The sequence below is a fragment of the Saccharopolyspora pogona genome (genome assembly GCF_014697215.1).
In the GTDB taxonomy this organism is placed as follows: domain Bacteria; phylum Actinomycetota; class Actinomycetes; order Mycobacteriales; family Pseudonocardiaceae; genus Saccharopolyspora; species Saccharopolyspora hattusasensis.
On the sequence record NZ_CP031142.1, the window covers coordinates 1280126 to 1292370 of the forward strand.

General features: G+C 68.3%; 13 protein-coding genes and 1 pseudogene. 4 read left to right on the forward strand and 10 right to left on the reverse strand.

Annotation, left to right across the window (positions count from 1 at the left end):
- Positions 1 to 85 precede the first annotated feature (85 nt).
- Entirely contained in the window at positions 86 to 2101 is a 2016-nt protein-coding gene (locus tag DL519_RS05460) for an APC family permease (RefSeq protein ID WP_223838470.1), read from the forward strand.
- Positions 2102 to 2150: 49 nt separating this feature from the next.
- On the opposite strand, the gene DL519_RS05465 is transcribed toward DL519_RS05460, so the two are convergent.
- Positions 2151 to 3347 (reverse strand): FAD-dependent monooxygenase, encoded by a 1197-nt coding sequence (locus DL519_RS05465; protein ID WP_190813155.1) that lies wholly within the window; start codon positions 3345 to 3347, stop codon positions 2151 to 2153.
- Positions 3348 to 3879: 532 nt separating this feature from the next.
- Here DL519_RS05465 and DL519_RS05475 point away from each other — a divergent pair.
- On the forward strand, positions 3880 to 4032 hold the full coding sequence (locus DL519_RS05475) for a helix-turn-helix domain-containing protein (RefSeq protein ID WP_190813157.1): 153 nt from the start codon (positions 3880 to 3882) through the stop codon (positions 4030 to 4032).
- A gap of 88 nt (positions 4033 to 4120) precedes the next feature.
- Positions 4121 to 4264 (forward strand): annotated as a pseudogene (locus tag DL519_RS49685) (helix-turn-helix domain-containing protein); the annotation flags it as partial.
- Between the two features lie 97 nt (positions 4265 to 4361).
- On the opposite strand, the gene DL519_RS45700 reads toward DL519_RS49685, so the two are convergent.
- Together DL519_RS45700 and DL519_RS05485 are read right to left on the reverse strand one after the other, a co-directional pair.
- Positions 4362 to 4868 carry a LacI family DNA-binding transcriptional regulator gene (locus DL519_RS45700; RefSeq protein ID WP_223840463.1) on the reverse strand — a complete coding sequence of 169 codons (507 nt, stop codon included), beginning with the start codon at positions 4866 to 4868 and terminating at the stop codon, positions 4362 to 4364.
- A complete protein-coding gene (locus DL519_RS05485; RefSeq protein WP_190813159.1) occupies positions 4868 to 4999 on the reverse strand; it encodes a LacI family DNA-binding transcriptional regulator in 132 nt (43 codons plus the stop codon). The genes DL519_RS45700 and DL519_RS05485 overlap by 1 nt, the downstream gene beginning before the upstream one ends.
- 201 nt (positions 5000 to 5200) lie before the next feature.
- On the opposite strand from DL519_RS05485, the gene DL519_RS05490 reads away from it, so the two are divergent.
- Entirely contained in the window at positions 5201 to 6313 is a 1113-nt protein-coding gene (locus DL519_RS05490; protein WP_223838471.1) for an AI-2E family transporter, read from the forward strand.
- A 417-nt stretch (positions 6314 to 6730) separates the two neighbouring features.
- Here the strand turns inward: DL519_RS05490 and DL519_RS05495 are convergent, their stop codons facing one another.
- The 7 genes from DL519_RS05495 to DL519_RS05515 all read right to left on the reverse strand — a co-directional run bounded on the left by DL519_RS05495 (position 6731) and on the right by DL519_RS05515 (position 12245).
- On the reverse strand, positions 6731 to 7138 hold the full coding sequence (locus DL519_RS05495) for a DUF7144 family membrane protein (RefSeq protein ID WP_190813160.1): 408 nt from the start codon (positions 7136 to 7138) through the stop codon (positions 6731 to 6733).
- 287 nt (positions 7139 to 7425) lie between these two features.
- Positions 7426 to 7608: a hypothetical protein gene (locus DL519_RS45705; RefSeq protein ID WP_223838472.1), complete on the reverse strand. Its 183-nt coding sequence runs from the start codon at positions 7606 to 7608 to the stop codon at positions 7426 to 7428.
- Positions 7575 to 7979, reverse strand: coding sequence for a pyridoxal-phosphate dependent enzyme (locus tag DL519_RS49690; protein ID WP_397544928.1), 405 nt, complete (start codon positions 7977 to 7979; stop codon positions 7575 to 7577). The genes DL519_RS45705 and DL519_RS49690 overlap by 34 nt, the downstream gene beginning before the upstream one ends.
- A complete protein-coding gene (locus tag DL519_RS45715) occupies positions 7976 to 8266 on the reverse strand; it encodes a hypothetical protein (RefSeq protein ID WP_223838473.1) in 291 nt (96 codons plus the stop codon). The genes DL519_RS49690 and DL519_RS45715 overlap by 4 nt, the downstream gene beginning before the upstream one ends.
- A gap of 7 nt (positions 8267 to 8273) precedes the next feature.
- A complete protein-coding gene (locus DL519_RS05505; RefSeq protein ID WP_190813161.1) occupies positions 8274 to 9503 on the reverse strand; it encodes an MFS transporter in 1230 nt (409 codons plus the stop codon).
- A 451-nt stretch (positions 9504 to 9954) separates the two neighbouring features.
- On the reverse strand, positions 9955 to 10125 hold the full coding sequence (locus DL519_RS05510) for a hypothetical protein (RefSeq protein ID WP_190813162.1): 171 nt from the start codon (positions 10123 to 10125) through the stop codon (positions 9955 to 9957).
- Positions 10126 to 10253: 128 nt separating this feature from the next.
- A complete protein-coding gene (locus DL519_RS05515) occupies positions 10254 to 12245 on the reverse strand; it encodes a hydantoinase B/oxoprolinase family protein (protein ID WP_190813163.1) in 1992 nt (663 codons plus the stop codon).

Sequence of the window (12245 nt, forward strand, 5' to 3'; positions counted from 1 at the left end):
CCCGCCGGGGACGTTCCCGCCAGGGCCCTGACCCTGCCGGGTTCTCGAGGGGCCGGATCGGTGCGGCCGGGCCTACGCTGAGCCCGTGCGGCTGTCTGAAGTGCTGAAACGCCTGGTCGTCGGCCGGCCGGTGCGCAGTGACCGGCTGGGGGAGACGCTGTTGCCGAAGCGGCTGGCGCTGCCGATCTTCGCCAGCGACCCGCTGTCCTCGGTCACCTACGCCACCCAGGAGATCCTGCTGGTGCTGTCGCTGGGCGGGCTGGTGTTCCTGCACCTGACGCCCTGGGTCGGGCTCGCGGTGGTGGTGCTGCTGGCCATCGTGGTGGCGTCCTACCGGCAGGTGGTGCACGCCTATCCCAGCGGCGGCGGATCGTACGAAGTCGTCTCGGAGAACCTGGGTTCGTCGGCGAGCCTGGTGGTGGCCAGTGCCCTGCTGGTGGACTACGTGATGACCGTGGCGGTGTCGGTCGCGGCCGGGGTGGACAACATCATCTCCGCGGTGCCGGAGCTGAACCCGCACCGGGTGGGGATAAACCTGCTGTTCATCGTCGTGCTGATGGCGATCAACCTCCGCGGCGTGCGGGAGTCTGGCCGGGCCTTCGCGGTGCCGACCTACCTGTTCGTCGCCGGGGTCATGCTGATGATCGTCGTCGGTCTGGTGCGGACCGCGGTGGGCGCGCCCCCGGTGGCCGAGAGCGCCGGGTACGGCATCCAACCCGAGCAGGTCGGGCTGACCGGGCTCGCGCTGGCGCTGCTGGTGCTGCGCGCGTTCTCCTCGGGTTGCACCGCACTGACAGGGGTCGAGGCGATCTCCAATGGCGTGCCCGCCTTCCGCCGCCCGAAGGCCGTCAATGCCGGCCGCACGATGCTGGCGATGGGCACCATCGCGATCGTCATGTTCAGCGGCGTGACGGTGCTGGCGATGATCTCCCAGGTCCACGTCGCGGAGAGCACCTGCGACCTGGTCGGCTTCGCCGGCAACTGCGAGACCGATCCGCAGCGGACCGTGATCGCCCAGATCGCCGCCGCGGTCTTCGGCGGCGACAACACCTTCCTGTTCTACTACCTGCAGGCCAGTGCGGCGCTGATCCTTATCCTGGCCGCCAACACGGCGTACAACGGGTTTCCGCTGCTGGCGTCGATCCTGGCCCAGGACCGCTACCTGCCGCGGCAACTGCACACCCGGGGCGACCGGCTGGCGTTCTCCAACGGCATCGTGCTGCTCTCGGTCATCGCCGGTGCGCTGATCTACCTCTACGAGGGATCGGTGACGGGGCTGATCCAGCTCTACATCCTGGGTGTGTTCACCTCGTTCACCCTCAGCCAGATCGGCATGGTGCGGCACTGGAACCACGAGCTGACCACCACGACCGATCCCGCGCAGCGGCGGAAGATCCATCGGTCCCGGCTGATCAACGGGTTCGGCGCGGGCATGACGGCGGTGGTGCTGGTGGTCGTGCTGGTCACCAAGTTCACCCACGGCGCCTACCTGGTGGTGATCGCGGTCCCCGTGCTGTACGTGCTGATGCGGTCGATCTCCCGGCACTACCGCCAGGTCCGCGAGGAACTGCGGCTGGACGGGGAACCCGCCACGCTGCCCAGCCGGGTGCACGCGATCGTGCTGGTGTCGACGCTGCACAAGCCGACGGTGCGGGCGCTGAACTTCGCGCGCGCCGCCCGGCCGGACACGCTGACGGCGATCACGATCAACGTCGACGACGAGGACACCCGCGCTCTGCAGCAGCAGTGGGAGGATCGGGACATCGGTGTGCCGCTGAAGGTGGTCGAGTCGCCGTACCGGGAGATTACCAAGCCGATCGTCGACTACGTCAAGCACGTCCGGCGCACCAGCCCGCGTGATGTCGTCTGCGTCTACATCCCGGAGTACGTGGTCGGGCACTGGTGGGAGAACCTGCTGCACAACCAGAGCGCACTGCGCCTCAAGGGCCGGTTGCTGTTCGTGCCGGGTGTGATGGTCACCAGCGTCCCCTGGCAACTGCACTCCAGCACGGCCCGCCACCTGGACCGGGAGGCGCACCGCCCCGGTGAGGTCCGGCGCGGCATCAGCCGCAAATCCCGCTCCGGCACCGAGCACAGGTGACGGTTTTCGGCAGTTCGCGGTTGTCCGGCAACGGTTTTCCCGGGCTGTCCTAGCGTCGCCGCGACTCGCCGCGCTTGCGCGCCTGAGCCCAGCGCAAGGCGTTGTTGACCAGACGTAAGGCCTTGCGCACGGCCGGGTTCTGCGTGAGAACGTGCTGCTGGTAGCGCCAAGGCGGCTGCAAGCTGTTCCGGGCGGACATCGCGTAGCAGAAGTCGACGGCATTGCGAGCCGTGTAGCGGTCGGCGTTCTCGAACCACGCCATGCTGGTGCGCGCCGAGGCCTGCGCCATGCGCAGCGCGGCGTGGCCTTCCAGGTCGAACTCCTTGAGCGCCATGGCCGTTTGCTCGCGCTCCAGCAGTTTCTGCGCGAGCACGACCGCATCGATGATGGCCAGCCTGGTGCCGGAGCCGAGCGTGAAGTGCGTGGTGTGCGCGGCGTCGCCGATCATGATCATGTTGTCGTGCCGCCAGGTCTCGTTGTAGACCTGCGTGAACCGCTGCCACGACGCGGCTTTGCCCCGGGACGAGCTGATCAGCGAGTGCCCGGCCAGCGGCTTGTCGAAGATGTCCTCCAGCAGCCGCATGCTCTCGTCGGCGCCGAGCTGGTCAAGGCCCAGCCCGTGCCAGGTCTCCTCCTGGCATTCGACGATGAAGGTGCTGACCCCGGCGCTGGACGGGTAGGCGTGGAACCAGATCCAGCCCTGCGATGTCTCCTCGAAGTCGAAGGTGAACTTGTCGAAGACCCGGTCCGTGCCCAGCCAGATGTAGCGGTTGCGCCCCTGAGACACCTCGGTGCCGAACTCGTCGGCGTACTGCTGCCGGGTCCGGCTGTTGGCGCCGTCGGCGACCACGATCAGATCCGCATCGGAGAATTCCGACAGGTCCTCCACCGCCCGCTCGTACTGGATGTCCACCCCGAGCATCGCGGCCCGATCGGCGAGTATCTCCAGCAGCGGCGCGCGGTTCACGCTGTAGCCGTACCCGCTGAGATAGGCGTGTTCGGTGCCGTGCAGCGAGACGACCTGTTCCTGCCAGAGCGTCGATGCGGCGCGGATCCGCTGTGCGCTCTCCCGGTCGTTGCGGTAGAGCGTGTCGAGCAGGTCGTCCCAGTACACGACGCCCCAGCCGTAGGTGGCGCCTGGTGGATCGCGTTCGATCACCGTGATGTCGTTGCCGGCGTCGCGCAGCTTCGCCGAGATGGCCAGGTAGAGGCCGGCTGGTCCGGCCCCGATGCACACGATCTTCATGAGCTTCTCCCCACGAGCGGCGGAACGAACGGATGGGCCCGGTGGCCCCGTGCCGAATGCTCGGGAGAGGCACGAGCGCACCAGCATCAGCGTGGGTCGGGTACGCCCCCGTTGTACCCCGGCCGGAAGCTGTCCGCACCTGGCACACGCCCACCCCAACGCTTCCCCGTCATCGACGCGGCAGGGCTAGGGACTTTGGACCTGAATCACCAAGACCGCGAGCCCTTCGGGCTGCTGCAGCGAACCGAAGGACTCACGGCCCCGGGACTCACTCCGCGCGCAACTCGACGACCCGCACGACGTTCGTCCTACTCGGACCGGTTGGGGGAAGTCGTCGTAGGTGCTGGCGTAGTAGCGGTACAGGGTTGCGCGAGTGACTCCGAGGAGTTCGGCGGCTTGGGGTGAAGCGATCAACCTCTGAAGTTATTGATCGGGAACTTAAGGGTGTGATCTTCGTTGGTCTGGCGTGATCGTTGGTGTGCGGGACGCGCGGAGGTTATCGCCTGAGGCGTAGGAGGATCTGCGGCGCAGGGTGGTCGCGGCTGTCCATGGTGGGATGGCGCAGGTCGAGGCGGTGCGGGTGTTCGCGGTAGCGCCGCAGTCGGTGTCCAGATGGGTGCAGGTGTGGCGGAAACAGGGTTCGAAAGGGTCTTGCCGGGCGTCGGCGGGGTCGCAGGCCCGGTGAGCAGAAAGCGTTGAATGCCCGCCGGCAGCGCAAGCTGCGGTATGCGGTGGCCGAGCACACCCCGGCCACGTTCGGGCTGGCTGGGGTGGTGTGGACCCGCAAGGCGGTGGCCGAGTTGATCCGGGTGCGGCACGGCGTCGTGTTGAGTTTGCGCACCGTCGGCAACTATCTGCGTTCCTGGGGTTTGTCGCCGCAGAAGCCGATCCGCAGGGCCTACGAGCAGGATCCCGAGGCCGTGCGCCGGTCCGTTGTGGCGCGCCACGCACACGCCGAACTGGCACCACCACGGGAAAGCCCGAAACCACCACCGCCGCGCCCGCTACATCGGCCTACCCAAAACCCACCTGGCTCACGTCCTCGCCGCCACCGCCATCAACCTCGTCCGACTCGACGCGTGGTGGACCGGCACACCCCTGGGAGGCACCAGAACCTCCCACCTCGCCGCCCTCGACTTCGAACTGGCCGCATGATCGAAATTGAGCAACAGAGTCCTTTAGCGCCGAAGAACACGGCAGGCGTCCCCAGCTCGCGCAGCAGCTCCGGGCGCGGGTCGGACACCCGGAGGTTTGTGAGCACCACGCCGTCGACCCGCCGCTGTCGACCCGCCGCTCCGCCCACCAGCGCCGGTAGATGGCCAGTTCCGTTTCGGTTTCCGCAGCCAGCGCGAGCTGCAGGGAGAACCCGTCCACGGACAGCGTCTGCTCCAAGCCGGCCACCATCTGCATGAAGAACGGTTCGGTGCGCAGCATCTCCGGGGAGCGGGCGTGCACGATTCCGACGTTGGCCGCGCGGTCGTTGGACAGCGCCCGGGCAGCGCTGCTCGCCCGCCAGCCCATCAGGCCGCGACGTCGAGGATCCGCTCCCTGGTCTCCGGTGAAACGCCGGCCCGACCGTTGAGCGCGTAGGAGACGGCGGCTTTCGAAGCCCCGACCGCCCGCGCGATGTCGATGATCGTCGGCCGCTTCACCCGGTGCTCCTTCCAGGCCCGGCCCGCACCGGCGAACCTCGGGACGGCGCGACAAACGCAGTGGGGCGTCCCCGGTCGCAGCGTACTCGGCGTGGGTTTGTGCCTGTCGCACCGAACCGTGCGGCGCGATGGCGCGGCGCTGATCCACTGTGGATCGCTGATCCACGAGCGGTGCGACGGCGGGGCTCGTAGGCTTGTCGGGTGGCGAATCACAGCAGTGACCTGGCCACACCCGACGGAGAACGCGCTGGTTGGCTGCCGCGGGGTCTGGTCGTACTCCTGGGGATGGCCTCGGCGGTCGTGGTCATCGCCGGGGTTCGGGCGGCCGCTTGGCTGATCGCGCCTACGTTCCTCGCGCTGGTCATCGTGATCGCGACGAACCCGGTTCCGGCATGGCTGGTCCGGAAGGGCTGTCCGCGCTGGCTGGCCACCGCGGTGCTGGTCGTGCTGGTGTACGCGGTGCTCATCACGTTCGCCTTGGTCGTGTTCGTCTCGGTGGCCCGCTTGGCGGAGATCCTCCCGCACTACGCGCAACGCGCCGACGCGCTCGGCGCCGAAATGGCCCAGGCGCTCGCGAAGTTCGGCATCGGGCCGGAGCAGATCAAGACCGCCGCGAGCAAGGTGAACTACACCAACCTGGCCGGGATCGTCGGCGGCCTGCTGTCCGGGGTGGCGAGCGTGAGCACCAACCTGGTGTTCCTCCTGGCGCTGCTGTTGTTCCTGGGCATCGAGACCAGCGGGGTCGGCCGCAGGCTCGGAATCGTGTCCGACCGGCATCCGCGGATGGCCGGGGCGCTGGGCGGTTTCATCTGCGGCACCCGCAGCTACCTGGTGGTCTCCACGGTCTTCGGACTGATCGTCGCGGTGCTGGACACCATCGCCTTGGCGCTGCTCGGGGTGCCGTTGCCGGTGCTGTGGGGGCTGCTGGCGTTCGTCACCAACTACATCCCGAACGTCGGTTTCATCATCGGCCTGGTGCCGCCGGTCCTCCTCGCCCTGCTCCAAGGCGGCTGGCAGTTGGCGGTCGTCGTGGCCGTTGTCTACGCGGGGCTCAACTTCATCGTGCAAAGCCTGGTCCAGCCGCGCTTCGTCGGCGAAGCCGTGGGACTTTCGGTCACCGTGACCTTGTTGTCGCTGGTGTTCTGGACCTGGGTGGTCGGGCCGCTGGGCGCGGTGCTGGCCATCCCGTTGACGCTGCTGGTCAAGGCGCTGCTGGTGGACAGCGACCCGCGCGCGGCGTGGGCGTACGCCTTCCTCGTCTCGGACCGGGTCAGCACCGAGGAGATCAACCGCCGGTGGCGACGAGGAGAATGAAGATCAGGTAGAGCAGCAGCGGCAGCGCGGCGAGGAACGCCGAGTAGACCGGCCTTGAACGCGGTGGTCGGGGTCGCGGACAGCAGTGTGCAGAGCCATTTCGGTGGTTCCGCCGTCTTGCACGCCAGGTAGTTCCGCACCGCGACCAGCACCAGCAGGGCGATGAGCACGATCTGTTTCCGGCGACTCGCCATCAACGGGCACAACGGCCGAGCAGTGCAAGCAGCCAATACGCGAGCGATCAGCACGCCGACGGCCGTCGCCAGGACCACGTGAGGACGCGACGGACACCCGCACCGCGCGCGACGTGGTCACGAACACGATTGCGGATATGATCTGCGGTCCCGCCATCATGGTGATGGCCAGGGGCAGGACTTGCAGGTGCACTGGTCGCCTACGCGCCGCGGGATCAGCGGACTACCTGCGGCTGACCTCTCGGCCGTGGGCGGCCAATGCGTAGATCACGATCACGTCGAGCACGATCACGACCGCCGACCACAGCGGATACGCCGTGATGAAGGCGAGGTTGGCCAGCACGCTGATCATCGCCATGACGATCGCCACGGCACGTGCCCAGGTGCGACCGCCGAACAGCCCGATTCCGGTGAGGACGAGCACGGCACCCGTGATCAGGAAGCTCCAGCCGACCCCGGCGTAGCTGATCTGGACCGCCCCGGCCGGCATCACGTACGTCATGCCGGAGCGGGCGAACGCGATCACCCCGTTGATCACCTGGACGATGCCGGCCAGCAGCAGGACGACGGCCGCGAAGTACACCCATCCCACCCATCCGGTGTGCGTGCGTCGTGCTCCGTGCGTTGTCATGTCCCCGCCCCCTCCGCTCGCCCGGACTGCTCGGATCAGCAGGCCGGCCAGGCATGCGCTCTGCCAGTAACTCACCGTGCGGGAGCTGGAACTGCCGGTTCCAGGGGCCAAAGGCCCCGGCTCGCAGATCGGGGACGGCGCAGAGTCGTCGTGCCGGGAAGCTGGTCCGATGCATCGGGATGCCGAGGTGCCGATGCCGTGCGCCCCGCCTCCTGCGGCGGGCAAGATCGTCCGCTGCCGCCACGATCCGGTCAGCATCGCGATTCTGGTCCTCGGCTTGTCGGGCCTCAAGCTGCCGTCCGCGCCGGCCAGGCTCCGGTGCGGGTGAAGCCGGTCAGGGCGGTTGTGGGCGTGGTCAGGTCCCAGGCCTTGGCGGCTGTCCATCCGTCGTCGTAGTACGTCTCGGTGTACGGGCGGCCGGAGCCAGCGGCGATCATCACCACCGAGCCCGGCGCGCCCGCCTCGCGCATGCGGGGCAGCAGGTGGAACGCGCCCCACAGGTTCGCGCCGGTGGAAGGGCGGGGTGGAGGCCGGTGGTCGCCGCGAAGTAGCGCATCGCGGCCACGCTCGCCACGTCGGGCACGGGGATCACCGGGTCGACCGATGCGGCGTCGAAGGCCGGCTCCATCCGGGGTCTGCCGATTCCCTCGATGCTCGAAGGCATTCCGGTCGCGTAGTCGGCGCAGTTCGTCGCCCAGCCGGGGAAGTATGCCGATTGTTCCGGATCCACCACCGCCACTCGCGTCGGAAAGCCGTGATAGCGCAGGTATCGGCCCACGGCCCGAGAGCTCGCGCCCGTGCCTGCGCCAAGGACGATCCACACCGGCGGTGGCCCGGTCACGTCCCGGAGGATTTCGGCGGCAAGGCCGTAGGGGCGGTCCGGGTTCGCGAATCGATCGTTTCCGCGATGTCGGTGAAGTGGTCGAGGTAGTGGCCGCCGCTGTCGGCGGCATGAGCTCTCGCCCGGTCGTAAACGGCGAGCGGCGGGTCGGCCGGGAGGCAGGCACCGCCTTGTTCGGTGATCCGAGTGCGCTTGGCCTCGTCGTGTTGTGCGGTACGACGGCGGTGAACTCCAGGTCCATGATCGGGCGGATCGGCGGGGCGGTCGCGCCGCCCCGCCGATGCCATGTCGCGCTCAGGCCGCGACCAGTTGGGGCTCCGCCCGCACGACCCGGTCTTCGGGCGTGATGCGCCGAACGGTCGCCGGCTTGCGCTTCGCGTTGCGCTCCAGGGTTGCCGAGACCACGGCCAGTGCGAGGCCGAGCACCGAAAGAGCCGAGCCGACCAGGTTCGGCGAAAGCAGCCCGAGGCCGTGCGCGATCGCCAGACCGCCGGCGTAGGCGCCGATCGAGTTCGCGACGTTGAATGCGGACTGCAGGGCTGCCGACACGAGCGCCGGTGCGCGACCGGCCTTCTCCATGACGACGGCCTGCATGATCGGAGCCACCATGAACCCGGCGGTGCCGATCAGGAAGACCGTCACCGCGGCGGCCGCCTTGTCACCGGAGGTGATCGTGAACGCCCCGAGCAACACGACCAGCCCGATCAGCACGGCGTAGAGACCTGGCATTAGCGCCTTGTCTGCGACCCGGCCGCCCAGGAAGTTGCCCAGCGTCATGCCGAGCCCGGCCAACACCAGCATCCCGGTCGCGCCGGTCGGGGAGAAGCCGGACACGTCGGTGAGGATCGGGGTCAGGTAGCTCAGGCACGCGAAGGTGCCGCCGAGACCGAAGGTCACGATCGCCAGTGCCAGCCACACCTGCGGGAGGCGGAACGCGGCCAGCTGCCCGCGCACCGAGGTCTGCGCGGGCTTCGGGCGGCCCTGGCGGGGAACCAGTCGGGCGATGGCGGCGACGGCGATGAGGCCGATGGCGGACACCACGGCGAAGGTGGCGCGCCAGCCGAACTGCTGGCCAAGTAGCGTGCCGAGCGGCACGCCGACGACGTTGGCCAGGGTGAGGCCCATGAACATAATCGAGACCGCCTTGGCGCGGTTGCCCGGCTTGACGAGGCTCGTGGCGACGACGGCGCCCGCGCCGAAGAAAGCGCCGTGCGGCAGTCCGGCGAGGAACCGGAGGACCGTGCCGATCTCCGCGTTCGGGGCCAGCGCGAAGAGCAGGTTGCCGAGCGCGAAGAGGCCCATCGTGGCGACGAGCATGGTCTTGCGGGGCAGCCGCGCCCCCAGGATCGTCAGTGCCGGGGCCCCGATCACGACTCCGAGCGCGTAGCCCGTGATCAGGTTGCCGGCGGTGGGGATCGAAACGCCGAAGTCGGCGGCCACCTGCGGCAGCACGCCCATCATGACGAACTCGGTCGTGCCGATGCCGAAGGCGCCGACGGCCAGTGCGAGCAGCGCGATGGGCACAGTTCTCCTCTCTGGGAAGGGGATCAGCGGTGGTGCGGCAGGACGTGATGCCGCGATCGGGACATGGGGGAGACCTTTGGGTTCTGGATCGATTCAGTCCGAGTCCGGAAACGCAGGCGGCCGGATTGGGGGCCATGTCACCGTGGGTTGTCTGCTATCCAGTCTCAACGCGGAGTGTCGGCCCTGTCCACCCGGAAAGGCGTGAGTCGAACCACGGTGCGTAGTGGTCGATGCCGGATCCTCACTCAATAGAGTGAGGCGATGGTCGTGAGACGCGGATGGCCACCATCGTCCTTTGTGGACCTGCGATGTGGGTTCCGGTGCGGCGCTCGCCCGCGAGACAGCGCCGCAGATGGCCTAGCATCGCTGGTCGGCGGAAGGACGGGAGGCAGCGTGCCGGAGTGCCTGTTCGGCCGGAGCTGGCGACCAGGGAGTGGAAGTACGTCCAGCACTACGCGGATGCCAAGGCGGTGTTGTCGAGGAAATCCTTGCGTGGGCGCTGGAAAGCGACCGGTGATGTGCAGCTGGGCAGCCGGCGGTGCGGCTCGGTCGCGTCCCGCCACGGGTCGTCGCTGAGCAACCGCGCGGTCGGGAAGACCGGCGCCGGACGGGCGCTGTCCAACGTCGGCACCGTAAGGTGTCGGCTCGCGGAACGTTTTTACACGGTGCGTGAACGGCGGTCCACGATGAGCGCTGACGACCGGTGGGCCGACCGGTATGCACCGGTCGGCCCATCGTCGGGTGGCGGGGTCAGTCCCAGTAGGCTGCGGCCCGCTTGTGGAGCAGTTCTCGGTACTGGCGCGTGGTGTTCTCGTGCAGCTCGCCGGTTCCCCAATCGACGATCACGCCGTACCGTCTGATCGAATCGAGCATGTCCAGTTCGCCCGCGCGATACCGGTGGGCCACCACGTGCGGGTCCTCCACCAACCAGCCCCGCCGCTCGGCGGCGATGGACCTCCGGAGCTCCTCGGTGGCGGCGATGTGCACTTCGTACCGGTCCAACTCGGGGTCGACCGGTACGACGACGACGCCGTAATCCTTGGCCGCACGCTCGATCGAGACGTACCCGTCGATCACGTCTTCGACCACGAGAGCGGGATCCCGGGTGAGCGGGTCCCCGTGGCCGCCGCCACCGGCCGACGGCCGGGTGAACGTATCGCCGGGCTCGATCGCGACGTTCGAGAACGTCGCGCCGAGGAACCGCTCGTCTTCGGTGCCCTTGTTCAGCCAGACGCCGTGCGGCAGCGAGGGCAGGCCACCGGCGATGCCCCAGGTGATCGACCGTGCGCGGTCGCAGCAGTACGACATCACGGTGCTCTCGCAGTCGGTGAGCACGCCGCCCTTCTCCAGCCCGCAGCCGCCGCGATGGCGTCCCGGTCCACCGGAGTCCGTCACGATGGTGTGCTCGGTGGTCAGCACGGGGGAGAGCCGTTCCTGGCCTTCAACCGGCTGCACTGCGAGGCCCGGCCCGAAGACGGGCGCCGTCGCTCCCGATCCATCCTTGGTCGCTCGGCCACCCCAGCCACCGGCCATCCAGTCGTACCACATGAAGTAGGGGCGGTCCTCCGTGCGGCCGTCCTTGCCGCCGACCAGCAGGTATTCGAGGTTGAACGCGCAAGCCATGGCCCGCTCGGGCATGACCTGCGACCAGATCTCGAAAAGCGCGTTCATCAGCTTCTCGTAGGGGCCGGAGCAGAATCCGGTGACCGCGGTCGGCCAGCTGGCGTTGACTACTGTGCCTTCGGGGCCGAGTTCGGCGTGCACCACCCGGTACAGCCCGGAGTTGAGCGGCACGTCGGGGAAGAACGTCTTGGTTCCGGCGTACAGCGCCGAATGGGTTGTGCCGTAACCGGAATTGAGGAACGTGGACACCGCAGGGGCGCTGCCGGACAGGTCGTAGTGGATGCCGTCGTCGTCGATGCGCATCTTGACCGAGATCGGCACCAACCCTTCCGGCTTGCTGGGGTCGGCGTCGAGGTAGTCGACCGTTTCCCATTCGCCTTTGGGGAGTTCGGCAAGCTTGTGGCGGACGATGCGTTCGACGTAGTCCTGGGCGCCGCCCATCGCAGCCACGACGGTGTCCCTGCCGTAGTGGTCGACCAGGCGGAGGATTTCGCGCTCGCATACCGCCGTGGCTTCGGCCTGCGCGTTCAGATCGCCCATGCAGCTGTACGGCGATCTCGTGTTGGACACCAGCAGCTGCGCCACGTCGCGGAGCTGGCGTCCCCGGTGCCACACCCGGACCGGGGTGATGCGGAGGCCTTCGCTGAAGTGCTCCTTCGCGTTGACGTCGAAGGAACCGGGGACGTTGCCGCCGATGTCGGCCCAGTGGCCCTTGTTCTGGGCGAACCCGATGATCTCCGCTCCCACGAAGATCGGCCGGATGAAGCTCACGTCGTTGAAATGCGTGCCGCCTCGGTAGGGGTCGTTCACCGCGAAGACGTCACCGGGATTGATGTCGTCGCCGAACTCCTCCAGGACCGCCTTGCACTGGAAGTGCAGCGTGCCCACGTGCACGGCGATGTCGGCGCTGCCTTGCATCACGGTGTTGCCGTCGGCGTCGCACAGCGCGGAGGAGAAGTCGCGCGCGTAGATCACGAAGGAGTAGCAGGTGCGCATGATCTGCTCGCTCATCAGGTCGACCGCGGTGACGAAGGCGTTCTTCAGCACCTCGAAGGTCACCGGGTCGAGGCCTGCGGGGGTCACCGCGCCGGATGGCGCCGGCCGCTGGTCGGACGTCAT

Coding starts and splice junctions, on each gene's coding strand:
- DL519_RS05465 (WP_190813155.1), bottom strand. CDS start 3,347: ATGAAGATCGTGTGCATCGGGGCCGGACCAGCCGGCCTCTACCTGGCC.
- DL519_RS45700 (WP_223840463.1), bottom strand. CDS start 4,868: ATGGGCTGGCGGGCGAGCAGCGCTGCCCGGGCGCTGTCCAACGACCGC.
- DL519_RS05495 (WP_190813160.1), bottom strand. CDS start 7,138: ATGACAACGCACGGAGCACGACGCACGCACACCGGATGGGTGGGATGG.
- DL519_RS45705 (WP_223838472.1), bottom strand. CDS start 7,608: ATGCGCGAGGCGGGCGCGCCGGGCTCGGTGGTGATGATCGCCGCTGGC.
- DL519_RS45715 (WP_223838473.1), bottom strand. CDS start 8,266: ATGGCATCGGCGGGGCGGCGCGACCGCCCCGCCGATCCGCCCGATCAT.
- DL519_RS05515 (WP_190813163.1), bottom strand. CDS start 12,245: ATGACGTCCGACCAGCGGCCGGCGCCATCCGGCGCGGTGACCCCCGCA.